25 protein-coding genes are annotated in these 26,106 nt (G+C 72.6%); 8 read left to right on the top strand and 17 right to left on the bottom strand.

Features of this window, described 5'->3' with window-relative positions; translation table 11 throughout:
* Positions 1 to 24: 24 nt before the first annotated feature.
* The 14 genes from ACFVVO_RS22275 to ACFVVO_RS22210 form a co-directional block, all read right to left on the bottom strand.
* Positions 25 to 1,341: a polysaccharide lyase family 1 protein gene (locus ACFVVO_RS22275; protein WP_390057308.1), complete on the bottom strand. Its 1,317-nt coding sequence runs from the start codon at positions 1,339 to 1,341 to the stop codon at positions 25 to 27.
* 17 nt (positions 1,342 to 1,358) lie between these two features.
* Complete coding sequence (locus ACFVVO_RS22270) at positions 1,359 to 2,147, bottom strand: rhamnogalacturonan acetylesterase (RefSeq protein WP_390057307.1); 789 nt, start codon at positions 2,145 to 2,147, stop codon at positions 1,359 to 1,361.
* Positions 2,148 to 2,279: 132 nt separating this feature from the next.
* Entirely contained in the window at positions 2,280 to 3,617 is a 1,338-nt protein-coding gene (locus ACFVVO_RS22265) for an ABC transporter substrate-binding protein (protein WP_390057306.1), read from the bottom strand.
* 48 nt (positions 3,618 to 3,665) lie between these two features.
* Entirely contained in the window at positions 3,666 to 5,198 is a 1,533-nt protein-coding gene (locus ACFVVO_RS22260) for a family 43 glycosylhydrolase (protein ID WP_390057305.1), read from the bottom strand.
* Entirely contained in the window at positions 5,195 to 6,037 is an 843-nt protein-coding gene (locus ACFVVO_RS22255) for a PmoA family protein (RefSeq protein WP_390057304.1), read from the bottom strand. The genes ACFVVO_RS22260 and ACFVVO_RS22255 overlap by 4 nt, the downstream gene beginning before the upstream one ends.
* Positions 6,037 to 7,176 carry a Gfo/Idh/MocA family protein gene (locus ACFVVO_RS22250; RefSeq protein ID WP_390057303.1) on the bottom strand — a complete coding sequence of 380 codons (1,140 nt, stop codon included), beginning with the start codon at positions 7,174 to 7,176 and terminating at the stop codon, positions 6,037 to 6,039. Before ACFVVO_RS22250 ends, ACFVVO_RS22255 begins: the two co-directional genes overlap by 1 nt.
* Entirely contained in the window at positions 7,173 to 8,045 is an 873-nt protein-coding gene (locus ACFVVO_RS22245; protein WP_390057408.1) for a carbohydrate ABC transporter permease, read from the bottom strand. The genes ACFVVO_RS22250 and ACFVVO_RS22245 overlap by 4 nt, the downstream gene beginning before the upstream one ends.
* Positions 8,046 to 8,053: 8 nt before the next feature.
* The gene (locus ACFVVO_RS22240; RefSeq protein WP_390057302.1) at positions 8,054 to 8,989 is read right to left on the bottom strand and encodes a carbohydrate ABC transporter permease; all 936 of its coding nucleotides are present in this window, start codon (positions 8,987 to 8,989) and stop codon (positions 8,054 to 8,056) included.
* Positions 8,990 to 9,127: 138 nt separating this feature from the next.
* Positions 9,128 to 10,870, bottom strand: coding sequence for an L-arabinonate dehydratase (gene araD, locus ACFVVO_RS22235; protein WP_390057301.1), 1,743 nt, complete (start codon positions 10,868 to 10,870; stop codon positions 9,128 to 9,130).
* On the bottom strand, positions 10,858 to 11,769 hold the full coding sequence (locus ACFVVO_RS22230; RefSeq protein WP_390057300.1) for a dihydrodipicolinate synthase family protein: 912 nt from the start codon (positions 11,767 to 11,769) through the stop codon (positions 10,858 to 10,860). Before ACFVVO_RS22230 ends, araD begins: the two co-directional genes overlap by 13 nt.
* Positions 11,766 to 12,422, bottom strand: coding sequence for a GntR family transcriptional regulator (locus tag ACFVVO_RS22225; protein ID WP_390057299.1), 657 nt, complete (start codon positions 12,420 to 12,422; stop codon positions 11,766 to 11,768). The genes ACFVVO_RS22230 and ACFVVO_RS22225 overlap by 4 nt, the downstream gene beginning before the upstream one ends.
* Before the next feature lie 129 nt (positions 12,423 to 12,551).
* Positions 12,552 to 13,313 (bottom strand): MBL fold metallo-hydrolase, encoded by a 762-nt coding sequence (locus ACFVVO_RS22220; protein ID WP_390057298.1) that lies wholly within the window; start codon positions 13,311 to 13,313, stop codon positions 12,552 to 12,554.
* Between the two features lie 74 nt (positions 13,314 to 13,387).
* Positions 13,388 to 13,732 carry a hypothetical protein gene (locus tag ACFVVO_RS22215; RefSeq protein WP_390057297.1) on the bottom strand — a complete coding sequence of 115 codons (345 nt, stop codon included), beginning with the start codon at positions 13,730 to 13,732 and terminating at the stop codon, positions 13,388 to 13,390.
* Between the two features lie 67 nt (positions 13,733 to 13,799).
* Entirely contained in the window at positions 13,800 to 14,390 is a 591-nt protein-coding gene (locus tag ACFVVO_RS22210) for a TIGR03086 family metal-binding protein (protein ID WP_390057296.1), read from the bottom strand.
* A 130-nt stretch (positions 14,391 to 14,520) separates the two neighbouring features.
* On the opposite strand from ACFVVO_RS22210, the gene ACFVVO_RS22205 reads away from it, so the two are divergent.
* The gene (locus ACFVVO_RS22205; protein WP_390057295.1) at positions 14,521 to 15,753 is read left to right on the top strand and encodes an MFS transporter; all 1,233 of its coding nucleotides are present in this window, start codon (positions 14,521 to 14,523) and stop codon (positions 15,751 to 15,753) included.
* Here ACFVVO_RS22205 and ACFVVO_RS22200 read toward each other — a convergent pair.
* Together ACFVVO_RS22200 and ACFVVO_RS22195 are read right to left on the bottom strand one after the other, a co-directional pair.
* A complete protein-coding gene (locus ACFVVO_RS22200; RefSeq protein WP_390057294.1) occupies positions 15,690 to 16,853 on the bottom strand; it encodes a hypothetical protein in 1,164 nt (387 codons plus the stop codon). The genes ACFVVO_RS22205 and ACFVVO_RS22200 overlap by 64 nt on opposite strands.
* Positions 16,850 to 17,785, bottom strand: coding sequence for a 5-dehydro-4-deoxyglucarate dehydratase (locus ACFVVO_RS22195; RefSeq protein ID WP_390057293.1), 936 nt, complete (start codon positions 17,783 to 17,785; stop codon positions 16,850 to 16,852). Before ACFVVO_RS22195 ends, ACFVVO_RS22200 begins: the two co-directional genes overlap by 4 nt.
* Positions 17,786 to 18,037: 252 nt before the next feature.
* Between ACFVVO_RS22195 and ACFVVO_RS22190 the strand changes: the two genes are divergently transcribed.
* The 7 genes from ACFVVO_RS22190 (at position 18,038) to ACFVVO_RS22160 (ending at position 25,411) form a co-directional block, all read left to right on the top strand.
* Positions 18,038 to 18,847, top strand: a complete 810-nt coding sequence (locus ACFVVO_RS22190; RefSeq protein ID WP_390057292.1) for an NAD-dependent epimerase/dehydratase family protein — start codon at positions 18,038 to 18,040, stop codon at positions 18,845 to 18,847.
* A gap of 267 nt (positions 18,848 to 19,114) precedes the next feature.
* Positions 19,115 to 19,885: a DeoR/GlpR family DNA-binding transcription regulator gene (locus tag ACFVVO_RS22185; RefSeq protein ID WP_390057291.1), complete on the top strand. Its 771-nt coding sequence runs from the start codon at positions 19,115 to 19,117 to the stop codon at positions 19,883 to 19,885.
* A 106-nt stretch (positions 19,886 to 19,991) separates the two neighbouring features.
* Positions 19,992 to 21,362 (top strand): ABC transporter substrate-binding protein, encoded by a 1,371-nt coding sequence (locus ACFVVO_RS22180; protein WP_390057290.1) that lies wholly within the window; start codon positions 19,992 to 19,994, stop codon positions 21,360 to 21,362.
* Entirely contained in the window at positions 21,359 to 22,297 is a 939-nt protein-coding gene (locus ACFVVO_RS22175) for a carbohydrate ABC transporter permease (RefSeq protein WP_390057289.1), read from the top strand. The genes ACFVVO_RS22180 and ACFVVO_RS22175 overlap by 4 nt, the downstream gene beginning before the upstream one ends.
* Entirely contained in the window at positions 22,294 to 23,139 is an 846-nt protein-coding gene (locus tag ACFVVO_RS22170) for a carbohydrate ABC transporter permease (protein ID WP_390057288.1), read from the top strand. Before ACFVVO_RS22175 ends, ACFVVO_RS22170 begins: the two co-directional genes overlap by 4 nt.
* Positions 23,136 to 24,125, top strand: a complete 990-nt coding sequence (locus tag ACFVVO_RS22165; protein WP_390057287.1) for a zinc-dependent alcohol dehydrogenase family protein — start codon at positions 23,136 to 23,138, stop codon at positions 24,123 to 24,125. The genes ACFVVO_RS22170 and ACFVVO_RS22165 overlap by 4 nt, the downstream gene beginning before the upstream one ends.
* A 71-nt stretch (positions 24,126 to 24,196) precedes the next feature.
* Positions 24,197 to 25,411 (top strand): TerD family protein, encoded by a 1,215-nt coding sequence (locus ACFVVO_RS22160; RefSeq protein ID WP_390057407.1) that lies wholly within the window; start codon positions 24,197 to 24,199, stop codon positions 25,409 to 25,411.
* An 18-nt stretch (positions 25,412 to 25,429) separates the two neighbouring features.
* On the opposite strand, the gene ACFVVO_RS22155 is transcribed toward ACFVVO_RS22160, so the two are convergent.
* Positions 25,430 to 26,041 (bottom strand): TetR/AcrR family transcriptional regulator, encoded by a 612-nt coding sequence (locus ACFVVO_RS22155; RefSeq protein ID WP_390057286.1) that lies wholly within the window; start codon positions 26,039 to 26,041, stop codon positions 25,430 to 25,432.
* Between the last annotated feature and the right edge of the window lie 65 nt (positions 26,042 to 26,106).

Raw genomic sequence — 26,106 nt, 5'->3', positions numbered from 1 at the left:
GCCGGAGACCCGGCCCCGGGTGGGTCAGCCGATGCGGCCGGCGCCCGCGCGGTGGCCGACGAGGCCCGGCACGGCCCTGGCCGGGTCGACCTTGGTGCGCAGCACCGGGGTCCAGCCGGCCCCGGACCGCAGGGTCTCGCCGGGGATCTCGGCGTTGTGGACGGCGATCAGGTCGGTGAGCCGGCCGTTGACGTAGTTGTCGGCGGCGGTGACCGGCGCCTCCTTCCACTTCTTCAGGATCGAACCGGCCTTCACCCCGTCGGGCAGCGTGAACGCGTTGTGCTCGGCGACGAGCTGGGACTCCATGCCGATGCCGTAGCTGTAGGAGTAGCCGTCGCCCACGACGAAGTGGTTGTCGTACGAGTCGACCTGGCCGAAGCGGACCCGCGGCGCGCGCTCCACCAGGTTCCGGAACAGGTTGTGGTGGAAGGTGACCTTGAGGTGGCCGCGGTCGACGGCGGCCGTGGCGGCGCTGTCGCTGTTGCCGACGAGGATCGTCTTGTCGTGGTCCTCGAAGACGTTCCAGGAGGCGGTGACGTAGTCGGCGCCCTTGACGATGTCCAGCTCACCGTCGTGCTGCTCGTAGATCCGGCCGAAGTAGTACGGCAGGGTGCTGTCCGGGTGGTCGCCGTCGGTGAAGGTGTCGTGGTCCATCCAGACGTGGGTGGAGCCGTAGACCACCGCGCTGTCGTACTCGGAGTTCCAGTTGCCGTCGGCGGTGTCGGTCGGGTCCCACTGCGGGAAGCAGTCGAGGGGGCTCTCGAAGCGCAGGTTGCGGACGATGACGTTGTCGACGCCCTTGATCTGGAGGCTGGCGCCGTTGAGGCCGGCGTTCTTCCCCACGCCGATGATGGTGGTGTTGGCCGGGACGTTCGCCTTGATGTAGGCGTCCTGGGCGACGGCGGAGGCGCGGCGCAGCCCCTCGGGGCTGTCGGCGGGCTCGCCGTCCAGGGTGGTGGTGCGCCCCCAGCTCTCCGGGGCGTACTTGGCCAGATAGGCACCGAAGTCGTAACCGGGGACGGCGAACGAGTCGCAGCTCGGCCCGTCGGCGTCGATGGTGCCCTTCACTTTGATGATCTTCGGGGCGCTGCCGCCGTCGGCGAGGGCGGCCTTGAACTGCTCCCAGGTGGTGACGGTGTGGACGTGCGCCCGGTCGGCGGTCGCACCGCCGGTCGTCCCGGTGCCGTAGGCGGCCCAGCCGTCCTTGGCGGGCAGCACCTGCCGGTCGGTCCCGGCCCGGTGCGCGGCCTGCGCGGGCGTGGTCCCGGTGACGGCGAGCACGAGCGCCGTGCAGCCCACCAGGGCGGCTATGACACGTCCATGACATTTCGGTCTACGCACTGTGCGGCTCTCCTCTTTCACGAAGCTGACGATGACGTCGCGGGCGGCCAGGTGATCCAGGACGTGGGGACGTCCTCGCCCAGCCGGACCACGTCGGGCCGGGCCAGGACGCGGGTGCGCAGCAGCTCCCGCGCCACGAGCCGGGCCACGGCGATGGCACCCGGCGGGTTGAAGTGCGTGTTGTCCTGCTCGGTGGCGGTCCAGTTGAAGTAGGTCTTCGTCTCCTCCACCCCGAGCCGCTGCCACAGCGCGAGCGACAGCGCCTCGACGTCGAGCAGCGGGACCCGCTCCGCCTCGGCGAGCGCGCGCATGGCCGCCGGGTAGTCGCCGTGCGTCGGCACGGCGTTTCCGTCGGCGTCGAACCTGCGGCGCTCCACGGGGGTGGCGAGGACGGGGCGGGCCCTGCGGCTCCGCGCCCCGTCGACGTACCGCCGCAGGCAGTCCTGGTACGTGGTCCAGGGCTCGGTGTAGCGGGCGAGGTCGGTCACCTTCTCGTCGTTGTGCGCGAACTGCACGATCAGGACGTCCCCGGGCCGGATCGCGCAGAGCACGGCGTCGAGCCGGCCCTCGTCCAGGAAGCTCTTCGAACTCCGCCCGTTCACCGCGTGATCGGCGACCGCGAGATCCTCCCGGAGGAAGAAGGGCAGGGCCATTCCCCACCCGGTCTCGGGCGCCGCGTCGGCGTACTTCTGGGCGGCGGTCGAGTCACCGGCGATGTAGAGGGTCCGGTGCCGCTTCGGGGAGCGGGCGGCCGACGGAACGGCCGCGATGGCGGCGGAGGTCACCTGTCTGCGCGTAAGGGACACGATGGTGCGCCTTTCAAACAGGGGTCAGGGAAACAAGGGGTTCGCGGGGCCGTGTCGATGTGCGGCTCCGCCGCACGGGCGCGACCAGCCCTGCCGAACCGGGGCGCGCCCACGCGACAGGACCACCCGGGCTCAGTGGTTCTTCTTCCAGTCCGCCTGCGCCGCGTTGAGCTGATCGGCCAGCGTGTCCAGGAATTCCTTCGCGCTCATCTTCCCGAGCAGCAGCTTCTGGAAGTTCGGCTCGTTGTCCGCCTTGGAGATGGTGTTCCAGTCGGGCAGGTAGTACGGCAACTGGACGATCTTCGTGTCGCCCCCGTTCAGCGCCTCGGCCGCCAGCTTCGTCGGCTCGGCCCGCTGGATCCACGCGTCCTTGGCCGCGTCGGTGTTGGCCGGCACCTGTCCGGCCGACTCGTTGTACTTGGAGTTCTCCGCGGCGGAGAGGGCGAACTCGATGAACTTCCAGGCGGCAGCCTTGTTCTTGCTCGACTTGAACAGGCTCAGCCCGTCCACCGGGTTGGACACCTGCACCCGGGTGCCGTCGTCCAGCGTGGGGTTGGGGATGCCCCGGAACTTGTCCTTGCCCAGCGCCTTCAGATGGTCCTGGTACGAGCCCAGGTTGTGGCTCAGCATGCCGATGGTGCCGCTGTCCCACTGGGCGACCATCTTGGTGAAGTCGTTGTTGACGTCGGCGGACGGGGTGTCCTTCTTGTAGAGCGCGACGTACTTCTCGAGCGCGGCGACGTTCCTGGGGTCGTTGACGGTGGTCCTGTCACCGTTCCAGAACGAGGTGATGCCGGTCTGGCCGTAGACCGCGTCGAGGGCCGGGGCGATGGCGCCCTCGCCGCCGCGGATGGTGAAGCCGAACTCGTTGTGGCCCTTGTCCGTGAGCCTGCCGGCCGCTTCGTAGAACTTCGCCCAGGTGGCCGGGGCGTCCAGGCCGGCCTTCTTGAACAGGTCCGTCCGGTACCACAGGGTGCCGTTGTTGGCCGAGGTCGGCACCTGGTACAGCGTGTCCCCGCCACCGGCCGACTTGCTGACGTCGAGCAGGTTCTGGCTCAGCCTGCCGTTCAGCGGGCTCTTCTCCAGCCGGCCGTCCAGCGGCTCCAGGGCACCCTGCACGGCGACCTCGGCGAGCATCGCGGTGCCCACTCCGCCCACGTCGGGCAGCCCGCCGCCCTGGATGGCCGTGTCGTACTTGGACTGGGCGCTCGCGGCCGGGAGGCCGACGTACTTGACCTCGATGTCGGGGTACTTCTTCTCGAAGTCGGCGATGATCTGCTTCCAGATGTCGGTGCGGACACCGCCGTTGTTGTCCCAGAAGGTGATCGTTCCCTTGCCGGAACCCTCGCCCCCCTTGTCCCCCGCGCCGCCGCTGCCGTCGTCGCCGCAGGCGGTGGCGGTCAGCGCGAGGACGGAGCCCAGGGCGACCGCCGTGGCGGCGCGCCTGTTTCTGCGGATGCTGCTCTTCATCGGTCGGCTCTCTTCTGCTGGATCCAATGGTGGGGTGGAGCTGTGGGGTCAGTGACCGGTCCGCGCCCGCGGACCGGAACTGGTGATCCGGAACCGGGTGAACGTCGCCGCCCCGGTGGGCCCCGGTCCCCCGGGGGCGACCGCGAACAGGCCGAGCAGGGCGCCCACCCAGCGCCAGGGGGTGGCCGCGAACACCGGCCCGGAGGAACGCGGGCCGTCCCCGACGTCGTAGTGGAACCGGCAGCGCGCCCCGGATCCGATCTCGACGCGCAGCCGGGCCCGTCCGCCGGGCGCGGGGCACGGCACCCCGGCGTCCCGCTCCGCCTCGGCCACGGCCTCGGCGAACCGGTGCACGAGCCGGACCGTCCCGTCGGTCCCCCGCTCGAGCCCGATCCAGCCGAAGGCGTCGCCGAGCACCGCGAGTCCCGCCCGCGCCCCCGGCTCGCCCACGTCGAGGCGCAGGTCGACCTCCACCGCGCAGGGGAAGCCCGGCAGCCGCTGGGTGAGCACGTTCGGCAGCCGCCGCAGGTCGTGGGCGTCGGCCGAGCGGACGCAGGTCAGCCGCAGCCCGTCAGCGGAGTGCTGGGTGGCCCAGCCGTGGCCGGGGTTGGCGGTCCACTGCCACTGGCGGCCGTAGCGTCCGCCGGGGAAGTCGTCGTCGGTGGCGGGCGCGGCGGGCGGCTGCGGCGGGAGGTCCGGCCGGCGGTGCGCGGCGACGGGCGCGCCGTCGTCGCCCAGCACCGGCCAGCCGTCGGTGCCCCAGCGCATCGGCTGGAGGTGCGCCACCCGGCCGTGGGCCCCGCGCTGCTGGAAGTGCAGGAACCAGTCCTCGCCGGCCGCCGTGCGCACCCAGCCGCCCTGGTGCGGCCCGTTGACCTCGGTGTCCTTCTGCTCCAGGACGATCCGTTCCTCGTACGGCCCGAAGAAGCCGCGCGAGCGGAAGGCGCCCTGCCAGCCGGTCTCCACGCCGCCCGCGGGCGCGAGGATCCAGAACCAGCCGTCGTGCCGGTAGAGCTTCGGCCCCTCCAGGGTGAACCAGCCGGGTATGCGGTCCCCGTCGACGATCACCTTGCCCTCGTCCAGCAGCGAGGTGCCGTCGGGATGCATACGGTGGCCGGTGAGCCGGTTCTTGACACCGGAGCGGGACCTGGCCCAGGCGTGCACCAGGTAGGCCTCGCCGGTCTCCTCGTCCCACAGCGGGCACGGGTCGATCAGGCCGCGGCCCGCCTTGAGCAGGTGCGGGCGGGTCCAGGGGCCGCGTATGTCGGGGGCGTTGACCTGGAAGACGCCCTGGTCGGGGTCGCCCCAGAAGACCCAGAAGCGGTCGTCGTGGTGGCGGATCGAGGGCGCCCAGACCCCGCTGTCGTGCCGGGGGACGGCGAACTCCTCCTCCGGCTCCAGGCGTTCGAGGGCGTGGCCGACGAGGGTCCAGTGGACCAGGTCGCGCGAGTGCAGCAGCGGCAGGCCGGGGACGCGGCCGAAGCTGGAGGCGGTGAGGTAGAAGTCGTCGCCGACGCGCACCACGTCCGGATCGGACCAGTCGGCGTTCAGCACCGGGTTCTCGTACGTGCCGGCCGTCACTGGCTCACCGCCCTGCGGACCAGCGCGGCCGCCTCGGCCCGGTCGAGCCGTCCGTCGGCGACCACGGTGACGACGCGGCGTACGACGGTCTCGCCGGGCGGCACCGGCAGCCGTTCGGCGCGGGCCAGCGACGAGCCCACCCCGGGGTACTCGGCGGCCCGCACGAACCACGGGTCCCGGCGGGTCTCCTCGGTGGCCCCGGCGAAGACCAGCGTCCAGCCGGCGCCGGCCAGCGCGAGCCAGTCGGCGTGGGCGCCGTGCGTCTCGGCCTCGCCCTCGCGGTCGGCGGTGAAGACCTCCGGTGCCCGCGGCTCCTTGCGGGCCCGCCAGAAGAAGCCCCCGTAGGCCGCGCCGGGCCGCCCGTTGGTGGCGGGGCTGCCGAGGGACAGCAGGCCCTGGGTGACGTTGGTGAGGGAGAAGGTGAGGTCCAGCGCCCAGGCCCGGTGGTCGAGTCCGGTGGCGGCGACGGTACGGCGCTCGCGCAGCAGCTCGCTCCCGGCGGCGACCCAGCGCAGCTCCTCCACGAACCCGTCGGGGTCCAGCAGCTGGAAGGCCGTGTGCCGCTGGGCGCCGTGGTTGTCCAGCTCGGTGGGGCCCCGGTCGCGGACGAAGGTGCGCCCGCCCCAGAAGTTGTGCCCCTCGACGTCGGGAACGGCGACACCGACGCCGAGGTGGTGTGCGTGGTCGGCGGGGCCCAGTTCGGTGACCGCCGTGCCGGCCAGGGTGGTGACGGGGTGCAGATAGGGGCGGGGGGCGAGGCGGGCCGGCAGCTCGGGCCGGATGACGTACCGGCCGACCGGCCGGCCCGCGACCCGCAGCACCGGCGTGTCGTGGGACATCAGGCGTTCACCTCTTTCGGGAGGGCCCAGGAGGCGCCCAGCTCGGAGTAGAGGGCGAGGGTGTCGGCCGAGGCCGCGACCAGGCCGTCGACGCCGGTCACGACCCGGCGGTCCGCGCCGGGCAGCCGATGCCAGGCGCTCCGGGGCAGCGGGAGCGGGTCGGGGGCGGTGCGGACGGCCTCGACGACCTTCATGAAGGCGCCGGTCTCCGCCGGGGCGACCAGCAGTGGAGTGCCGTCGGTGAGGTGGTCGGCCAGGTTCTCCAGCAGGTCCGTGCGGCCGTACGAGGTCTCCCGCGGGCCGTGTCCGGACCGCTGGAGCAGCACCCGGTCCTGCTTGTACCAGAAGGTGATCCGGCCCCTGCTGCCGTGGACCAGGACGTACGGCTCCCCCGGCTGCTCGGCGCACAGGGTCGCGGCGACCGTGACCGGGCCGTGCGTGGTGCGCACCCGGACGCAGGAGGTGTCGTCGGACTCGATGTCGTTGGCGCGCAGCAGCTCGGTCTCGATGCCGGTGACGTCCTCGGCCCGGGTGGCGCCGAGCAGGGCGAGGGAGGTGGCGACCGCGTGCGCGAGCGGGTTGGTGAGCACCCCGTCGACCACGTCGGCGCCGTTCAGCCGTCGCCGGCCGGCCCAGGGCGCCCGCCGGTAGTAGGCCTCGTCCCGGGCCCAGGCCCCGGCGCCGCCGACCCCGGTGACCTCTCCGATCGCGCCCTCGGCCAGCAGCCGCCGGATCGCGGGCACGGCGTGCGAGCCGAGGGACTGGAAGCCGATCTGGCAGGCGACGCCGGCCCCGGCGATCCCGTCGGCCATCCGCCGGTACTCGGCGTAGGACGGCGCGGGCGGCTTCTCCAGCAGCAGGTGCACGCCCCGTTCGGCGGCCGTCAGCGCCAGATCGGTGTGGGTGGGGATCGGGGTGCAGACGACGGCGGCCCTGGCTCCGGTGGAGTCGAGGAGCGCCCCGAGGTCGGCGGACTGCTCCGGCGCGCCGAGGCCGTCCGGGATCTCGTCCTCGCCCAGCGGGGTCAGTTCGCAGATCCCCGCCAGCCGGACGGTGCCCTTCGCCTGCAGCCGGCTGATGTTGTCCAGATGCCAGCGGCCGTGACCGCGCGCGCCCGCCAGGACGATGGGGACGGTCATCCCTTCACCGCCCCCGCGCTGAAGCCGGTGATCAGCCACTTCTGGATGAAGGCGAACACGACGACGACCGGTACGGCCGCGACGATGCCGCCGGCGGCCAGCGCGCCCAGGTCGACGCTGTCGGCGCTCATCAGGGTGTTGAGGCCGACCGGGATGGTCTGCTTGCCCTGGTCGGAGAGGAACATCAGGGCGAACAGGAAGTGGTTCCAGGCGTGCACGAAGGCGAACGAGCCGACGGCGATCAGTCCGGGCCGCAGCAGCGGCAGGACGACGATCCGGAAGGCGGTGAGCCGGTTGCAGCCGTCCACCCAGGCGGCCTCCTCCAGGGAGTACGGCACGTTCCGGATGAACCCGCTGATGAGGATCATCGACAGCGGAAGCTGGAAGACCGTCTCGGCGATGACGACGCTGCCGAGTGAGTTGATCATCGACAGCTTGGCGAAGATCTGGAAGAGCGGCACCAGCAGCAGCGCGCCCGGCACGAACTGGGAGCAGAGCAGGGCCAGCATGAAGCCGCGCTTGGCGCGGAAGTCGAAGCGGGCGAGGGCGTAGCCGCCGGCCAGGGCGACCACCGTGGTCAGGACGAGGGTGGCGAGGCCGACGTAGACGCTGTTGGCGAAGTAGGTGCCGAAGCCGCGGTCGGTCCACACCTTGCCGAAGTGCTCGAACGTCACCGGCCAGGGGACCAGGGAGGTGGAGCCGGCCGGGCGGAGGGCGAAGAGCAGGATCCAGTAGAAGGGGACCAGGGTGAACAGCAGGTAGACCGACAGCGGGAGGTAGATCTGCCGGCGGGGCACCTCGTCCCAGGCGCGGTGCCCGCGGCGCGGGCGGGCGGACTCGGACACGGCCCGCTCGGGTGCGGGAGCGATCTCGGTGATCACTTGGTCTCACCTCCGAACTTGCTCAGCCGCAGATAGACCATCGAGCAGAAGAGCAGGATCACGAACGCCACCGTCGTCAGGGCGGAGGCGTAGCCGAAGTTGTGGGCGTCGACGCTGGTGTTGGCGATGTAGAGGGGCAGCGTGGTGGTCTCGCCGGCCGGTCCGCCGCCGGTCAGGGTGTAGAGCAGGTCGACGTTGTTGAACTCCCACACCGCGCGCAGCAGCGTGGACAGGACGATGGCGTCCTTCAGGTGGGGCAGGGTGATGTGCCAGAACTGCTTCAGGCGGCTCGCTCCGTCGACCTCGGCGGCCTCGTACAGGTCCCGGGAGACGGACTGCAGGTCGGCGAGGATGAGGATGGCGAAGAAGGGGACGCCCCGCCAGAGGTCGGCGACCACCGCCGCCGGGAAGACCGTCGAGGTGTCCGAGAGCCAGCTCGTACCGTAGGAGCCCATCCCGACGTCGGCGAGGTAACGGGTGATGCCGGTCTGGGAGTTGTAGAGCAGTACCCAGATCACCGAGGTCAGCACGCCGGAGACGGCCCAGGGGGAGAAGACCAGGGCGCGGCCCAGCGCCCGGCCCACGAAGGTCTGGTTGACGATGAGCGCCAGGGCCAGGCCGAACAGGAGCTGCAGCCCGACCTCGACGACGACCCACTTGGCGCTGAAGGTCAGCGTGTCCCAGAACTGCGGGTCGTGGCTGAAGGCCTGGGTGAAGTTGCCCAGGCCCGCGAAGCCGTTCCGCCAGGGCTTGGTGGGGTTGTAGTTCTGCAGGCTGTAGTAGAAGACGCTGAGCACCGGGTAGGCGATGAAACCCAGCATCAGCAGGGCGGCCGGCGCGATCAGCAGGTACGGCAGCCTGCGCGGCGTCGCGGAGGCACGGCGCCGCCGGGGTGGCGCGGGCGGTTCCGCCACGGCTGCGGCTTGGGCCATGACTGTTCTCCGTTCGCTAGGAGGTGCCGCCCGAAGGGTGTCGATGAGGGGCGGTGGTCGGGTGACGGGCGGACACAGCGGGCACAGGAAGCGCTTGCTGCCCACGCATGGGTGAAGCACTTCCGTCGTGGGGCGGGGTCAGCCGGCGTAGGGGTCCGGCACGGTGCCCTGGCGGGCCAGGAACTCGAAGTCGCAGCCGGTGTCGGCCTGGGTGATCTGCTCGGTGTAGAGGGCGCCGTAGCCGCGCTCGTACCGTGCGGGCGGCGGCGTCCATTCGGCCCGCCTGCGTTGCAGTCGCGCGTCGTCGACGTGGAGCCGGAGGGTGCGCCCCTCGACGTCCAGGGTGATGAGGTCACCGGTGCGCACCAGCGCCAGCGGTCCGCCGATGTACGACTCCGGCGCCACGTGCAGCACGCAGGCGCCGTAACTCGTCCCGCTCATCCGGGCGTCGGAGATCCGCACCATGTCCCGCACGCCCTGCTTCAGCAGGTGGTCCGGGATGGGGAGCATGCCGTACTCGGGCATGCCCGGGCCGCCCTTGGGCCCGGCGTTGCGCAGCACCAGCACGCTGTCCGGGGTGATTCCCAGGGACGGGTCGTTGATGGTGCGCTGCATCGCCTTGTAGTCGTCGAAGACGACCGCGGGGCCGGTGTGCTGGAGCAGGTGGGGCTCGGCGGCGATGTGCTTGATGACGGCGCCGTCCGGGCAGAGGTTGCCGCGCAAGACCGCGACCCCGCCCTCGCTCGCGACCGGGTTGTCCCGGGGCCGGATCACGTCGTCGTCGTGCACCTGGGCTCCGGAGATCTGCTCGCGCAGGGTGTCGTGCGACACCGTCGGCCGGTCCAGGTGGAGCAGGTCGGGGATCCGGGAGAGGAAGCCGGGCAGGCCGCCCGCGAAGTGGAAGTCCTCCATCAGGTACCGCTGTCCGCCGGGGCGGACGTTGGCGAGGACGGGGACCGTGCGCGCGATGCGGTCGAAGTCGTCCAGGGTGAGCCGCACCCCGGCCCGCCCGGCCATGGCGATCAGGTGGATCACGGCGTTGGTGGAGCCGCCGAGGCCGAGGACGGTCGTCACGGCGTCCTCGAAGGCCTCGCGGGTGAGGATCCGGCTCAGCCTGCGGTCCTTGTGGACCAGTTCGACGGCGGTCATGCCCGCCCTGGCCGCCATCCGGTCGTGCCCGGAGTCCACCGCCGGGATGCTCGACGCGCCCGGCACGGTCACGCCGAGCGCCTCGGCGGCGGCGGTCAGCGTGGACGCCGTGCCCATGGTCATGCAGTGGCCCGGCGAGCGGGCCAGGCCGCTTTCCAGCTCGGTCATCTCGCAGTCGCCGATGAGGCCGGCCCGCTTGTCGTCCCAGTACTTCCACATGTCGGTGCCGGAGCCGAGGACCTCGCCGCGCCAGTGGCCGGGGAGCATGGGCCCGGCCGGGACGAAGACGGCCGGCAGGTCCACCGAGGCCGCGCCCATGAGCAGGGCGGGCGTGGACTTGTCGCAGCCGCCCATCAGCACCGCGCCGTCGACGGGGTAGGAGCGCAGCAGCTCCTCCGTCTCCATCGCGAGCATGTTGCGGTAGAGCATCGGGGTCGGCTTCTGGAAGGTCTCGCTGAGGGTGGAGACCGGGAACTCCAGCGGGAAGCCGCCCGCCTGCCACACCCCGCGTTTGACGGCCTGGGCGCGGTCGCGCAGATGGACGTGGCAGGGGTTGATGTCGGACCAGGTGTTGAGGATCGCGACGACCGGCTTGCCGAGGTGCTCCTCGGGGAGGTAGCCGAGCTGACGGGTGCGGGCGCGGTGGCTGAAGGAGCGCAGGCCGTCGGTGCCGTACCACTGGTGGCTCCGGAGGTCCTCGGGGTTCCTGCGGGGCGCGTTCATATCGACCATCCGGCGGCGATGGCGGCCACCTCGGCGCGCTCGTCCGCGGGCAGCGGCCTGCTCGGCGGGCGGACGTCCCGGCGGCACAGGCCGAGCGCGGCGAGCGCCTCCTTGACGACGGTGACGTTGTTGGCGTTGCCGTGGGCGGCGCGCAGTTCCTCGAAGCGGCGGATCTGCTCCCAGACCTTCATGGCGGCCGGGAAGTCGCCGGCCCGGAGCGCCTCGAGCATGTTGCGGGAGACGGCCGGGGCGACGTTCACCAGTCCCGAGGTGAAGCCGGTGGCGCCGGCCGAGAAGTAGCAGGGGGCGTAGGGCTCGGCGAGGCCGGCGACCCACACGAAGCGGTCGAGCCCGGCGTCCCGGGCGAAGCCGGCGAAGCCCGCGGCGTCCGGGACGGCGTACTTGACGCCCATGACGTTCGGGCACTGGTCGGCGAGTTCGGCGAGGCGGGCGCCGGCCAGCCGCTCGTTGCGGATGTACGGCACCACGCCCAGCTCGGGCACGGACTCGGCGATCGCGCGGTGGTAGTCGACCCAGCCGGCGGCCGAGACGTACGGGTGCACGGGCTGGTGGACCATCACCATCGCGGCGCCGGTGTCGCGGGCGTGCCGGGCGGAGTCGATGGCGGTGGGCAGGTCGTGGCCGACGCCCACCAGGACCACGGCACGGTCGCCGACCTCGTCCATGGTCAGCTCGGTGACGAGGCGGCGCTCCTCAGGGGTGAGGGCGTAGAACTCGCCGGTGTTCCCGTTGGAGGTGATGGTGGTGATCCCGCCGTCGAGCAGGCGACGCAGCAGGGCCCGGTGGGTGTCCCGCTCGACGGAGCCGTCCTCGGCGAACGGGGTCACCGGGATGGCCACCACGTCGGCCAGGGCCGCCCGCTGGGTCTCGAACGTCACGCTGCTCATTCCTGGCCTTCCTCTGGGTGGGGCTCGGAGATCGCCCGCCGGACGAACGACGCGATGTGCGCGTGCAGGGCGCTCGCCGCGCCGTCCGCGTCGCCCTCGAGCGCGAGCCGCAGGATGTCCCGGTGCTCGGCGGCCTCCCGTTCCCAGGAGGGGTCGGCCGCCCAGGCCACGGCCGCGACGAGGGCGGCCTGGTCGCGGACCTCGTCGAGCATCCGGCCGAGCAGCGGGTTGCCGCACGGCAGGTACAGGGCGCGATGGAACTGGCGGTTGGCCAGGGAGCGTTCGGCGGTGTCGGTGGCGGAGTCGGCACGGGCCAGCGCGTCGCGGGCGGCGTCCAGGGACGCCCCGCGCCGCACGGCCCGGCGCAGGGCCTCGGGTTCCAGCAGCAGCCGGACGTCGTAGACCTCGCGCGCCATGTCCGCGTCCACCATGCGCACCGTGACGCCCTTGTACTGGCTCATCACGACGAGCCCGGTCCCGGCGAGGGTCTTCAGGGCCTCCCGCACCGGGGTCTTGGACACCCCGAACTGCGCGGCCAGTTCCGTCTCGACCAGGGCCTGGCCGGGCGTCAACTGCCCCGTGAGGATGCGGTGTTTGATCGCGTCCAGCACGTACTGCGTGCGGGACGGGATCGGCGTGGGCACAGAGGTCATACGGCCCTCTCGGATCTCGCGTATCGCGTCTCATATATGACGTACGAAGTACGACGCGTTGAAGGTAGGAGCGGGCCCGTGTTTCGTCAAGGCTTCTGACAAAGGAAGTCGAGGTTGCCGGGAGGCGCCTCAGACGGCGTGGGTGGCGCCCTCCACGGCGGCGCGGGTGGGCCGGCCGAAGACCTCGGCGGCGCGGGCGGCGGCCGCCGCCCGGGTGAGGGTGGGTCCGACGTGGGTGACGAGCAGCTCGCGCACCCGCGCCTCCCGGGCGACGCGGCCGGCGTCCTCGGGGGTGAGGTGGACCTGCTGGAAGTGTTCGCCACCGCGATGCTCGTCGATGTCCGCCTCGCACAGGAAGAGGTCGGCGCGGGCCGCGAGCTCGTTGAGCGCGGCGCAGGGGCCGCTGTCCCCCGAGTAGGCGAGGACACTCCCCTGGCATTCGGCGCGCAGCCCGTACGCCTCGGTGTCGTGGGCGACGGCGCGGGCGGTGAGCCGCAGGTTCCAGTGCCGGACGTCGTGGCCGTCGTACAGGGCCCGGAAGTCGAAGACGCCCGTCAGGAACTCGATGTCCTGGCGCCCGAAGAAGCCCGCCAGCCGGCGCGCGCAGTCCTGCGGCGCGTACACCGGCACGGGCGCGGCCGGGGTCATCCCGCCGAACGCGAAGGCGTAGGCGGCGGCGAGCAGATCGGCGCTGTGGTCGGCGTGCAGGTGCGAGATCCAGATCGCGGTGAGCCGGGCGGGATCCGTGTGCCGCTGCAACGCCGCGAACGTCCCTGGCCCCGCGTCCACCCACACCTCGGCGCCCCCGCCGGCCAGCAGATACCCCGAGCACGGCCGGTCGGGACCGGGGTGCGGGGAGGCGGCGCCGAGAACGGTGAGGGTGAGCGGCATGGGAGGAGAGTACGACGCCCGCAGCCCTGTCCCGGCTCACCGGGACGAGTGCGGCCCCGGCTTCCGCCGGCCGGTCAGGGGGCGGGCAGCGTGATCACGAGGCAGCGCCCCGTCCGGGCCGGCAGCAGCGCGAGGACCGCGGTCCGGGCGCGCGTCACCGACCAGCGGCGCTTCCAGGGCAGCAGTCGGGCCGTGAGCAGGGCCGGGACGGAGAGCGGGCCGCCGTGGAAGATCAGGCCGCCGATCCAGGTGGAGACGCGTTCAGCGCCGCCGGGCAGTCGTCGGGGCCGCGGCCGGCCGTAGCCATCACGGACAGCCCGCCGTACCGGACGGCGGATCGTCGGCGCCACCCAGGCGCCGGGATCGCGCTCCTCCCGGCCGGCCGGTCCCGCAGGCGTCGCGATGTGCTGTGTCGTCATACGGGCGGTGAACCGGCGCGCAGGGGACCGGCGCACCGGTCCCCGTACTCGTGCCGTACCTGTCGGCCTACTCGGCCGCCGGCCGCCACCCCGGGTCCCGGCCGCTCAGTCCCACCGCCCGGTCCAGCAGGGACGCGTCCTGCGGTACCGGGACGACCGGGCCGAAGATGCCGTTGCCGCGGTCGGCGTCCTCGGCGGCGGCGAGGAGGAAGCCGTGTGCCGCGTCGAGGGCGTCGGGGTCGGGGGCGTAGGTCTGCCCCGTCGCGCGGGCCAGGTCCCAGCCATGGATCACCAGTTCGTCGACGGCGACGGCGCCCGCGATCTCGCCGGGCAGGTCGATGCCGCCCACCCGGGTGAGGCCGGTCCAGGCGGCCGGGTCGCGCCAGGCGTCGGCCAGGTCGTCCAGCGCCTTGGGCAGCTCCTCGCGCCAGCCGGGGCCGATGTCCGGGACGGCGGCGTCCGGGCTGGTGTCGGTCGTCGCGCCGAGGTCCTTGCGGGCGGCGTCGCGGAAGGCCACCGACAGGTGCAGGAGGTGGCCGAGCAGGTTCCGCACCGCCAGGTCCGGGCAAGGCGTGGCGGCCGTGAGCCGCTCGTCGGTCACGGCCGCGGCGAGTTGTGCCACGATCCGGGTCTGCGGGCCGAGATCCACCATGGTCATGGCTCACTCCTTCAAGGTCGCGATGTGCGTACGAAGGATTGACCGTCCGCGTCCCCCGAACTCATCGGTCTCGCGGATTAGGGCACCTTGCCGATCCCGGGGCCCCGCCTTAGGCCCACGATGAGCGGGCATGACGACTTCCTGGTCCGTGATCCGTGTGCTGCGAAACCGTGATGCGGGGCTGTACCTCGCCGGCGTGGTGGTGTCCGCCTTCGGCACCTCCTCGCTGTGGCTGGCGTCGGGGGTGTGGGTGAAGGACCTCACGGGGTCCGACGGCCTGGCCGCCCTGTGCCTGCTCACCCTGTGGGCGGCCACGCCGGCGGGTCCGGCGCTCGGCGCGCTCGCCGACCGGATGCGGCGCAGGCCCCTGCTGGTCGGTGCGAATCTGGGCCTGGCCGCGCTGCTCCTCACCCTGTTCGCCGTCGACTCCACCGGCCGCCTGTGGCTGCTGTTCGCCGTGCTGTTCCTGTACGGCGCCGTCTGTGTCGTCCACGACGCCGCGGAGTCGGCTCTGGTCGCCGCCGTCGTCGCTCCGGAGCTCCTCGGCGATTTCAACGGGCTGCGGACGGCCGTCACGGAAGGCATGAAACTCGTCGCCCCGTTGACGGGAGCGGGTCTCTACGCGCTCTACGGCGGCCCGGCCGTGGCCTGTCTGGACGCCGTCACCTTCGTCCTCGCCGCCGCGGTGTGCGCCCTGCTGCGGGTGGGCGAGGAGCGTCCCGCCCGGTCCGGCGCCGGCCGGCTCGAACAGTCCGCGCAGGGCGTCCGGCACCTGTGGGAGCACCCCGTGCTGCGCCCGCTGGTCGCGGCGGGCGGTGCGACCATGCTGCTGGCCGCACTCGCCGGCTCCACGGTGTACGCCGTCGTCGACCGCCTCGGCCACTCCCCCGCCTACGCGGGCGTGCTGTACGCCTTCCAGGGCGCTGGTTCGGTGGCGGCCGGGCTGGTCTCGGGATCCGCGCTGCGCCGGCTGGGCGCGCGCCGGTTCGCGGCAGCGGGGATGGCGCTGACCGGGGCCGCCGCGGCCGCGCGGGCCGTGCCGTCGGACCCGGTGGCCCTGGTGAGCTGTGTAACGGGCGGTCTGGGCCTGCCCTGCGTGCTGATCGCCGTGTTCACCGCCGTGCAGCGCGAGACGTCCGGCCCGCTGCTCGGCCGCGCGACGGCCACCGCCAACACACTGGTCTTCACCCCGAACGTGCTCGGGCTGGCCCTCGGGGCCGGCCTGGTCGAACTGGCCCGCCCCGGGCTGCTGCTGCCGCTGTACGGCGTCGTACTCCTGGCCACGGCGGTCGCCCTGGCTCAGCGGACCGGCAGCGCCTCGCGCACCGCGGCCAGGTCGTCGTCCGACGCCAGCCCGACGTGATACAGCCGCAGTTCCGTCGCGCCTTCGGCACGCGCGCGTGCCGCGTCCGCCGCGAGCGTGCCGGGGCTGCCGCCCATCCCGGCGACCACGGTGAGGTTGGCGGCCAGGACCGTCCGTCCGCCCGCCCGCTCGGCGAAGGGCGCCAGCAGGGCCGTCCCGCCCGTGCAGGGCACCACCACACCGTCGGCGACGGACAGGACGTGGGCGGGGTCGACGCCGGTGTTGGCGCCGCAGTGGTACGGCACCGGGTCGGCGTGCAGCAGCACCTGGAAGCCCTCGGGCGCCGCGGCCCGTACGGCGGCGACGGCCTCTTCCTGGAGGGTGCGGGCGACGGTGTCGCGCCACGCGCGCGTGGCGGCCGCCGTGTCCTCCCCGAGGAGCTTCTCGACCCCCGGCCAGCCCCCGTCGTCCGCCGCGCCCCGCCACAGCGGCTCCAGCGCGGCGCGTACGCCGGCCGCCAGCCGGCCGGGGTCCAGCCCCTGCTCGCCGTAACCGGCGCCGCAGGACGGGCAGAAGCACACGGACATCAGGTACTGCCCGGCGTCCCCGAGGCCGACCCCGGAGGTCTTGTCGTGCGCGTGCAGGTGCTGCAGGCCGTACCAGCCGAGGGACTCCAGCTCGGTGCCGTGCGCGCCGGGGCGGACGGCGGCCTCGGCGGCCAGGTCGACCAGGTACGCGCGCGTGGCGGGCTGCGCGATGCACGGCGCCCAGGGGTAGCGGTCGCCGTAGGCGTTGACCACCGAGGTGTCCGGATGTTCGGCGCCCAGGCGGGAGTTGTGCGCGAGGACGACCCAGGTGTGCACCTCGAGCCCGGCCGCCGCGAGCGCCCCGGCGGCCTCGCCGTAGGCGTCGCCGGGGGCCCAGCGTCCGGCGGGGTACGGGCGCAGTGCGCGGCCCGCCCAGCGGTCGCCCGGCGGGTAGAGGACGGCCGCGTGCTCCGCCGTCACGATGCGGTGGCGGGGGTGGCGGGGGGTCAGGGCGCGGGTGGAGTGGTAGGCGGAGGCGAGGGTGACCTGCCCGGCGCCGAGCGAGGCGATCCGCGCGGGGGCCCGCGGGTCCCCGGCCACGTCCCAGGGGTAGACGAACGCCGACGCCTTCACGCCTCCCCCTCCAGCAGCGCGTGTCCGCGCTCGATCAGCCGGGCGAGCTGCTTGACGTGGTCCTCGGTCGGCTCGTGCAGCGGCGGGCGGACCTCGCCCACATCCAGGCCGCGCAGCCGCACACCGGCCTTGACGAGCGAGACGGCGTAGCCGCGGCCCTGGGCGCGCAGCTCCACGAACGGGCGGTAGAAGCCGTCCAGGAGGCGCCGCACGGTGGCCTCGTCGCCCGAGCGCAGCGCGCGGTGGAAGGCGAGGGCGATCTCCGGGGCGAAGCAGAAGACGGCCGAGGAGTACAGGGTGACGCCGAGGGCGCGGTAGGCGAGCTGGGTCTGCTCGGCGGTCGGCAGGCCGTTGAAGTACAGGAAGTCGCCGGGGGCCTCGGTGCGCACGGCGCTGACGATCCGCTGCATCAGGTCCAGGTCGCCGAGCCCGTCCTTGAGGCCGATGACGCCCTCGGTGCGGGCAAGTCCGACGACGGTCGGCGGGGTGAAGACGGCGTTGTCGCGCTGGTAGACGATGACCGGCAGGGCGGTGGCGGAGGCGATCTCCCGGTAGTGCCGCAGCAGGCCCTCCTGGCCGGCGCGGACGAGATACGGCGGCATCGCGAGCAGCCCGTCGGCGCCCGCCTCCTCGGCGGTGCGCGCGTAGCGGACGGCGAGCGCGGTGCCGTAGCCGGCGCCGGCGACGACGGGCACCCGCCCTCCGGCCGCCTCGACGGCCGCCCGGACGCAGGCCTCGAACTCCTCGGGCAGCAGCGCGTGGAACTCCCCGGTGCCGCAGCAGGCGAAGACGGCGGCGGCACCGGCCGCGACGCCCTCGCGCACATGGGCGCGGTAGACGTCGACGGAGCCGTCGGGGCCGTAGGCCGTGACGGGGAAGAACAGCGGTCCGCTCGGGTCGCGGAGCCGGGCGGCGAGAGGGGCTGGCGTCACGAGCGCTCCCTGTCGGTGCATGCTTCTGATCGGCGTCTATATTTCTGAACAACTGCACGCTACGGGCCTCTTTCGGCCCAGGTCAAGCGTGCAAACCCGCGACACGGCACCCGATTTCCCCACTCCACGGCACACTTGACGGGATCCGCCACCGCTTTCTAGCGTGTCCATACATGTGAATGACGTCCATGTGAATGATGTCCACGCACGCGGCCGTTCACCACTCGTCAGAGGCGACCAAGGAGTCCGAGGATGCCCGCTCCCCGCACCGTTCTGCTCACCGGCGCCGCCGGGGGGCTCGGCACCCTGATGCGGTCCCTGCTGCCGGAGCACGGCTACACGCTGCGCCTGTTCGACGTGCGGCCCGTCGAGGACGAGCCGGACGCCGTCACCGCGGACCTAACCGACACGGACGCGCTGCGCGAGGCGGTGCGGGGCGTCGACGCGGTCATCCACCTCGCGGGCATCTCCCTGGAAGCGCCGTTCGAGAAGATCCTGAAGTCGAACATCGAGGGCACCTACAACCTGTACGAGGCCGCCCGCCTCGAAGGCGTGCCCCGGATCGTCTTCGCCTCCTCCAACCACGCCGTCGGCTTCACCCCGGCCCCGCGCCCGGGCGAGCCGCTGATCCCCATCGACACCCCGCGCCGCCCGGACACCTTCTACGGCCTGTCCAAGTCCTTCGGCGAGGATCTCGCCCAGCTCTACTGGGACAAGCACGGCCTGGAGACCGTCTCCGTGCGCATCGGCTCCTGCTTCCCGGAGCCGACCAGCGTGCGCATGCTCTCGGTGTGGATGAGCCCGGACGACGGCGCCCGGCTCTTCCACGCGGCCCTGACCGCCGAGGGGGTCGGCCACACCGTGGTCCACGGCTCCTCGGCCAACACCCGTCTGTGGTGGGACCTCACGAGCGCGCGGGCGCTCGGCTACGACCCCCGGGACGACTCCGAGCCGTACGCGGAGAAGCTCATCGCCGAGCAGGGCGAACTCGACCCAGCGAACCCCGCGCACAGCCACCTCGGCGGCCACTTCGTGAACGACCCGCCGATCTGGCCGTACTGACGCGGCCGGCCCCCGGGGCCGGAAACGGTCGCCCCATCGGCGGGCGGGCACCGAACGGGCCCGCCCGCCGCCGTGTTCGGGCATCCGGGCCGCCCGATCCCACCCCGCCCCGGACGGCCCCGCAGGTCCGCGACGGGCACCGCACGCCCCGAACGGGCACACCCGGGCAGGATCGGGCCCGTAACAGACCTGGTCAGTGCCGCACACCCGCTGTAGAACTTCTCCCATGGGCCCGAACGGGCAGCTCGGCGGGAAGTGGGTGACGACATGAGCACCAGGACGGCGGAGGAACGCCAGCGCGAGATCGTACGGGCCGCGCGCACCACCGGATCGGTCGACGTCACCGCGCTCGCCACCGAACTGGGCGTGGCCAAGGAGACCGTCCGGCGCGATCTGCGCGCCCTGGAGGACCACGGCCTGGTCCGCAGGACGCACGGCGGCGCCTATCCGGTGGAGAGCGCCGGTTTCGAGACGACCCTCGCCTTCCGCGCCACCAGCCACGTCCCCGAGAAGCGCCGGATCGCGGCCGCCGCGGCCGAACTGCTCGGCGACGCGGAGACGGTCTTCGTGGACGAGGGCTTCACCCCGCAGCTCATCGCCGAGTCCCTGCCGGCCGGCCGGCCGCTGACCGTGGTCACCGCGTCCCTGCCGGTCGCGGGCGCCCTGGCCGAGGCCGAGGACGTGTCGGTCCTGCTCCTCGGCGGGCGGGTCCGGACCGGCACGCTGGCGACCGTCGACCACTGGGCCACCCGGATGCTGGCCGGCTTCGTGATCGACCTCGCCTACATCGGGGCCAACGGCATCTCCCGCGACCACGGGCTCACCACCCCCGACCCCGCGGTCAGCGAGGTGAAGACCCAGGCCGTCCGCGCCGCACGGCGCACCGTCTTCGCGGGCGTGCACACCAAGTTCGGAGCGGTCAGCTTCTGCCGGTTCGCCGAGATCGGCGCGCTGGAGGCGATCGTGACGAGCACGCTGCTGCCGGCCACCGAGGCCCACCGCTACTCCCTGCTGGGCCCGCAGGTCATCCGGGTCTGAACGTCCGGATCCGGAACTCCGGGTCCAAGAGTCCCCATCACCTCCCCCACGGGCACCCACGCACCCCCGAACGCCCTTTATCTCCCCATATCTCCAGGAGCGATCCATGCGCATCCCGAGCCGACGGAGGCCGCGAACCACGCTCGCCATGGCCGCCGCGGGGACGCTGCTCGCCCCGCTGCTCTCCGGCTGCTGGGCCGGCGCGGGCGGGACCGGTTCCGGCGGCGACTCCATCAACGTGCTGATGGTCAACAACCCCCAGATGACCGAGCTGCAGAAGCTGACCGCCGCCCACTTCACCAAGGTGACGGGCATCAAGGTCAACTTCACGGTCCTGCCCGAGAACGACGTCCGCGACAAGATCAGCCAGGACTTCGCCAACCAGGCCGGCCAGTACGACGTGGCCACCCTGTCCAACTACGAGATACCGATCTACGCCCGCAACGGCTGGCTGCACGACATGGACGGCTACGTCGCCGAGGACCCCTCCTACGACGAGCGGGACGTGCTGAAGCCGATGCGCCAGTCCCTGACGGCGGACGACGGCAAGCTCTACGGACAGCCCTTCTACGGCGAGTCGTCCTTCCTGATGTACCGCAAGGACGTGTTCGCGGCGAAGGGGCTGACGATGCCCGCCCACCCCACCTGGCGGCAGGTGGCCGCCCTCGCCGCGAAGGCGGACGGCGCCCGGCCCGGCATGAAGGGCATCTGCCTGCGCGGACTGCCCGGCTGGGGCGAGCTGATGGCGCCGCTCACCACCGTGGTGAACACCTTCGGCGGCACCTGGTTCGACAAGGGCTGGAAGGCACGGCTGGACTCCCCGGAGTTCGAGAAGGCGACAAAGTTCTATGTCGATCTGGTGCGGGAGCACGGCGAGTCCGGCGCCGCCCAGTCCGGCTTCGCCGAGTGCCTGAACGGCATGACCCAGGGCAAGGTCGCCATGTGGTACGACGCCACGAGCGCCGCCGGCCTGCTGGAGGCGGCCAAGTCCCCGGTCAGGGGCAAGCTCGGCTACGCCCCCGCCCCCGTCGAGCGGACCGGCTCCTCCGGCTGGCTCTACACCTGGGCCTGGGGCATCCAGAAGGCCTCCCACAACCCCGACAAGGCCTGGAAGTTCGTGTCCTGGGCGTCGGGCAAGGGCTACGAGCGGCTGGTCGGCGAGACCAGCGGCTGGCCGAACGTCCCGGCGGGCAAGCGGGCGTCGACGTACACGAACGCCGACTACCGCAGGTCGGCCGCCGCCTTCCAGGAGATGACCAGGAAGGCCATCGAGGGCGCCCGCCCGAACGCCCCCGGCGTACAGCCGCGGCCCGCCCCCGGCATCCAGTTCGTCGGCATCCCCGAGTTCACCGACCTCGGCACCAAGGTCTCCCAGGAGATCAGCGCGGCCATCGCCGGACGCCAGTCCGTCGACTCGGCCCTGAGGAAGTCACAGGCGCTCGCCGAGAAGATCTCCGAGGAGTACGAGGGACGATGACAGCGACGACCGCGGCACCGATCGCGACCACACCCGCACGGGCGGCGCGCCGCCCCCCGGCCCGGCTGCGCGCCTGGGCCACCCGGGCCCCGCTGCTGCCGGCCCTCGTGTTCATGATCGTCGTGACCCAGCTGCCGTTCGTGGCCACGCTGGTGATCTCCTTCTTCGACTGGAACGCCCTTTACCCCAAGGCCCGCCACTTCACCGGCCTCGACAACTACCGCCAGGTGCTGACCGACGCGGACCTGCGCCACTCGGTGTGGACGACCCTGCTGCTCACGGTGGCGGTGGTGCTGGCCAGCCTGGTCCTCGGCCTGGCCCTGGCCCTGCTGCTGGACCGGAAGTTCCGCGGCCGGGGCGTCGTGCGCACCCTGCTCATCGCGCCCTTCCTGGTGGTGCCCGTGGCGGCGGCCCTGCTCTGGAAGCATGTGCTCTACAACCCTGAATACGGGCTGCTCAACGGGCTGTTGCACTATGTGGGCGGCCCACAGCCGGACTGGATCTCGAACACCCCGCTGCTCGCGGTCGAGGCCTCGCTGGTGTGGCAGTGGACACCGTTCATGATGCTGATCCTGCTGGCCGGACTGCAGAGCCGGGACCAGCAGCAGATCGAGGCCGCGCGGGTCGACGGCGCGAGCGACTGGCAGATCTTCCGCCATCTGACCCTGCCCCACCTGCGCCGCTATCTGGAACTCGGCGCCCTGCTCGGTTCGATCTACATCGTCCAGAACTTCGACGCGGTGTTCACGATCACCTCCGGCGGCCTCGGCACCGCCAACCTGCCCTACACCGTCTACCAGAGCTTCTACCAGGCCCACGAGAACGGCCTCGCCTCGGCCGCCGGCGTCCTGGTGGTCATCGGCTCCATCGTCATCGCGACCTTCGCCCTGCGCGTGGTGTCGTCCCTGTTCCGCGAGGAGGTGTCCCGCGCATGAGCGCCACCGTCGTCAAGCGCAGGGTGCGCACGGGAACCGGCCTGGGTCTGGTGGCCTGGCTGGCCGGCATCGTGTTCTTCCTGCCCATCGCCTGGATGGCCCTGACGTCCTTCCACTCCGAGGCGGACGCGGCGACCAACCCGCCCTCCTTCGCCGCCTCCCTCACCCTGGACGGCTACCGCGAGTTCTTCGGCACCGGCGGCGGGGCGAGCCCCTGGCCGGCGCTGATCAACTCCACGGTGGCCTCGGTGGTCTCGACCGTCTGCGTGCTGCTGCTCGCCCTGCCGGCGGCGTACGCGCTGTCGATCCGGCCGGTGCGCAAGTGGACGGACGTCCTGTTCTTCTTCCTGTCCACGAAGATGCTGCCGGCCGTGGCGGGCCTCCTTCCCGTCTACCTGTTCGCGAAGAACGCCGGGATGCTCGACAACATCTGGCTGCTGGTCGTCCTCTACACCTCCATGAACCTGCCGATCGCGGTGTGGATGATGCAGTCCTTCCTCGCCGAGGTACCGGTGGCGGTGATCGAGGCGGCCCGCGTGGACGGAGCCCGGCTGCCGACCGTCCTCGCGCGCGTGGTGGCCCCGATCGCGCTGCCCGGCATCGCGGCGACCGCCCTGATCTGCTTCATCTTCAGCTGGAACGAACTGCTTTTCGCCCGGGTCCTGACGGGCGTGGCCGCCGAGACCGCCCCCGTCTTCCTGACCGGCTTCATCACCAGCCAGGGCCTGTTCCTGGCCAAGGTGTGCGCCGCGTCGCTCGTCATCTCCCTGCCGGTGCTCGCCGCGGGGTTCGCCGCCCAGGACAAGCTGGTCCAGGGCCTGTCGTTGGGAGCCGTGAAATGAAGGCCGCCGTCATCGAGTCCGTGGGCCGCGCCGTCGTCACCGAGGTACCCGACCCCACGCCGGGGCCCCGCGAGGTCGTCGTGGAGGTGGCCGCGTGCGGCCTGTGCGGCACGGATCTGCACATCCTGCGGGGCGAGTTCGCGCCCAAGCTGCCGATCGTGCCCGGGCACGAGTTCGCGGGCGAGGTGGTCGGCGTCGGCACCCAGGTCACGGAGGTCGCGGTCGGCGACCGGGTGGCCGTGGACCCGTCCCTGTACTGCTACGAGTGCCGCCACTGCCGCACCGGCCACAACAACCTGTGCGAGCGGTGGGCCGCGATCGGCGTGACCACGGCCGGCGGCGCCGCGCAGTACGCGGTGGCCCCGGTGGCGAACTGCGTGCGGCTGCCCGAGCACGTGCGCACCGAGGACGCGGCCCTGGTGGAGCCGCTGTCCTGCGCGGTGCGCGGCTACGACGTGCTCAACTCGCGCCTCGGCGCCCATGTGCTGATCTACGGCTCCGGGACGATGGGCCTGATGATGCTGGAGCTGGCCAAGCGCACCGGCGCGGCGAGCGTGGACGTCGTCGACGTGAACCCGGCCCGGCTGGAGACGGCGCGGCGCCTCGGCGTCTCGGCGTCGGCCGCGAACGCGGACGAGCTGGACCGGCCGCGGGGCTGGGACGTGGTGGTCGACGCGACCGGCAACGCGGCGGCCATCCAGGACGGTCTGGACCGGGTGGCGAAGGCCGGCACGTTCCTGCAGTTCGGGGTGGCCGACTACGCGACCCGGGTGACCATCGACCCGTACCGGATCTACAACCAGGAGATCACCATCACCGGTTCCATGGCGGTGCTGCACAGCTTCGAGCGGGCGGCGGAGCTGTTCGCGAACGGCGTGCTGGACCCGGAGGTGTTCATCAGCGACCGGATCCCGCTGGAGCGCTACCCCGAGGCACTGGAGCAGTTCGCGGCGGGCGTGGGCCGGAAGATCGTCGTGGTGCCCTGAGCCGAACGGGGGTCGGGCCGTCGGTAAGGGAACGGTAAAGCGGTGCCGTTCGTTCACCCGGCATGACAGCTATGACCCCCGGCTCGAACATCCCTCTGTCCGCCACCCGCGTGACGGTGGACGTCGCCGCCCCGGTGCGGCTCGACGTATCGGGCCTGCTGCTCACCGCCGACGGCAAGGTGCGCTCCGACGACGACTTCATCTTCTACAACCAGCCCGGCGGCCCCGGTGTGACGTACCGGTCGGGTGGCGGTGCCGCGCCCGACGCGATCGAGGTCGACACCGCCGCCGTGCCGCCGGAGATCGAGAAGATCGTGGTCACCGCGAGCCCCGACGCCGCGGGCCGGACCTTCCAGGGCGTCGAGCCGACGGCCACCGTCCGGGACGCCGCCGGCGGCTCGGTCCTGGCCACCTTCACGCCCCCGCAGCTCGGCTCCGAGACGGCGCTGGTGGTCATGGAGATCTACCGCCGCAACGGCCAGTGGAAGGCCCGCGCCGTCGGCCAGGGGTACGCCAACGGGCTGGCGGGCATCGCCACGGACTTCGGCGTGACCGTCGAGGAGCCCGCCGCCGCGCCCGCCGCACCGCCGGTCGCGGCACCCGTGGCCCCGCCGCAGCCGCCGGCCGCCCCGCCGGCCCCCGCCGCGCAGGCCCCCTCCGCCCCGCAGCCGGCGCCCGCCGCCCCAGCGGCTCCGGCGCCCGGCACCGGGAAGGTCAACCTGGACAAGGGCCGGGTCAGCCTCCAGAAGAACCAGACCGTGTCCCTGGTCAAGGGCGGCCGCCCGCTGCTCTCCCTGGTCCAGATGGGCCTGGGCTGGGAGCCCGCGTACCGCGGCAAGGACATCGACCTGGACGCCTCGGTCATCGCCTACGGCCCGCAGCGCAACCCGGTCGACAGCTGCTACTTCGGCAAGCTGTCGATCCTGAACGGCGCGATCAAGCACTCGGGTGACAACCTCACCGGCGAGGGCGGCGGCGACGACGAGGTGATCACGGTCGACCTCGGCAGAATCCCCCAGGAGGTCACCGGTCTGGTCTTCACGGTCAACTCGTTCTCCGGCCAGAAGTTCACCGAGGTCGCCAAGGCCTACTGCCGTCTGCTGGACGCGGCCACGGGAGAGGAACTGGTCCGCTTCGACCTGACCAACGCCGAGCCGCAGACCGGCGTGATGATGGCCAAGCTCATCCGGCAGTACTCCGGCGAGTGGGACATGACGGCGATGGGCGACTTCGTGAAGGCGCGCACGGTGCGGAACATGGTCGACCCGGGAGCCCGGGCGCTGTAGGCGCCGCCCGTACGACGGTCAGGGGCGCCCCCGTGCGGGGCGCCCACCGGCCGGCCGGTCCCGCTGCCCGTGCATGCCTTCCATCAGCAGGGACAGATACCGGCGGATCTGCCCGCCCTGCCCGTCCGCGAACTCCGAGGCCGTCGCCACGCCGTGCGCCAGCCGCAGCAGTTCGACCGGCTCGACGTCGGCCCGCAGGGTGCCCTCGGCCCGGGCCGCCGCCACCAGCCGGGCCGCCGCGTCCCGGACCGGGGCGCCGCAGACCGGGACCGGCGCCGCCCCGCCGTCCATGACGGCCGAACCCAGCAGCGCCTTCAGCCCGCGCACCCGGATCGTCCCGGCGCACAGCTCGTTCAGCCACTCCACCAGCGCCGCACCCGGCGGCAGGCCCCGCGCCAGTTCGTCGGCCCGCGCGGCGAGCGCCGCCATCCGGTCGGTGTAGGCGGCCTCCAGCAGCGCCCGGCGGTTGGGGAAGTGCCGGTACAGCGTGCCGGACCCGACTCCGGCACGCTTGGCGATGTCGTCGAGCGAGGCGTTCTCCCCGTGCTCGGCGAAGACCTCCGCCGCCACCCGCAGCAGCCGCTCGTAGTTGCGCCGGGCGTCCGCGCGCATGGGTCTGGCCTGCGTCATCCAGGAACTCCTCGCGAACCGTGGGCCGATCCCGAACAGTACCGGCAGCGTTTCCCGCCGGGCGG

The sequence above is a fragment of the Streptomyces sp. NPDC058145 genome (assembly GCF_042884245.1).
Lineage (GTDB): Bacteria > Actinomycetota > Actinomycetes > Streptomycetales > Streptomycetaceae > Streptomyces.
The sequence above is the reverse complement of the archived record's forward strand: the minus strand, read 5'-3'. Positions and strand labels throughout refer to the sequence as shown.

What these genes read in the sequence shown, in the direction of transcription:
- ACFVVO_RS22265 (WP_390057306.1), bottom strand. Translation starts at nt 3,617, where the DNA reads ATGAAGAGCAGCATCCGCAGAAACAGGCGCGCCGCCACGGCGGTCGCC.
- ACFVVO_RS22255 (WP_390057304.1), bottom strand. Translation starts at nt 6,037, where the DNA reads ATGTCCCACGACACGCCGGTGCTGCGGGTCGCGGGCCGGCCGGTCGGC.
- ACFVVO_RS22250 (WP_390057303.1), bottom strand. Translation starts at nt 7,176, where the DNA reads ATGACCGTCCCCATCGTCCTGGCGGGCGCGCGCGGTCACGGCCGCTGG.
- ACFVVO_RS22240 (WP_390057302.1), bottom strand. Translation starts at nt 8,989, where the DNA reads ATGGCCCAAGCCGCAGCCGTGGCGGAACCGCCCGCGCCACCCCGGCGG.
- araD (WP_390057301.1), bottom strand. Translation starts at nt 10,870, where the DNA reads ATGGTCGATATGAACGCGCCCCGCAGGAACCCCGAGGACCTCCGGAGC.
- ACFVVO_RS22230 (WP_390057300.1), bottom strand. Translation starts at nt 11,769, where the DNA reads ATGAGCAGCGTGACGTTCGAGACCCAGCGGGCGGCCCTGGCCGACGTG.
- ACFVVO_RS22225 (WP_390057299.1), bottom strand. Translation starts at nt 12,422, where the DNA reads ATGACCTCTGTGCCCACGCCGATCCCGTCCCGCACGCAGTACGTGCTG.
- ACFVVO_RS22220 (WP_390057298.1), bottom strand. Translation starts at nt 13,313, where the DNA reads ATGCCGCTCACCCTCACCGTTCTCGGCGCCGCCTCCCCGCACCCCGGT.
- ACFVVO_RS22215 (WP_390057297.1), bottom strand. Translation starts at nt 13,732, where the DNA reads ATGACGACACAGCACATCGCGACGCCTGCGGGACCGGCCGGCCGGGAG.
- ACFVVO_RS22210 (WP_390057296.1), bottom strand. Translation starts at nt 14,390, where the DNA reads ATGACCATGGTGGATCTCGGCCCGCAGACCCGGATCGTGGCACAACTC.
- ACFVVO_RS22205 (WP_390057295.1), top strand. Translation starts at nt 14,521, where the DNA reads ATGACGACTTCCTGGTCCGTGATCCGTGTGCTGCGAAACCGTGATGCG.
- ACFVVO_RS22190 (WP_390057292.1), top strand. Translation starts at nt 18,038, where the DNA reads ATGCCCGCTCCCCGCACCGTTCTGCTCACCGGCGCCGCCGGGGGGCTC.
- ACFVVO_RS22185 (WP_390057291.1), top strand. Translation starts at nt 19,115, where the DNA reads ATGAGCACCAGGACGGCGGAGGAACGCCAGCGCGAGATCGTACGGGCC.
- ACFVVO_RS22180 (WP_390057290.1), top strand. Translation starts at nt 19,992, where the DNA reads ATGCGCATCCCGAGCCGACGGAGGCCGCGAACCACGCTCGCCATGGCC.
- ACFVVO_RS22175 (WP_390057289.1), top strand. Translation starts at nt 21,359, where the DNA reads ATGACAGCGACGACCGCGGCACCGATCGCGACCACACCCGCACGGGCG.
- ACFVVO_RS22170 (WP_390057288.1), top strand. Translation starts at nt 22,294, where the DNA reads ATGAGCGCCACCGTCGTCAAGCGCAGGGTGCGCACGGGAACCGGCCTG.
- ACFVVO_RS22165 (WP_390057287.1), top strand. Translation starts at nt 23,136, where the DNA reads ATGAAGGCCGCCGTCATCGAGTCCGTGGGCCGCGCCGTCGTCACCGAG.
- ACFVVO_RS22160 (WP_390057407.1), top strand. Translation starts at nt 24,197, where the DNA reads ATGACCCCCGGCTCGAACATCCCTCTGTCCGCCACCCGCGTGACGGTG.
- ACFVVO_RS22155 (WP_390057286.1), bottom strand. Translation starts at nt 26,041, where the DNA reads ATGACGCAGGCCAGACCCATGCGCGCGGACGCCCGGCGCAACTACGAG.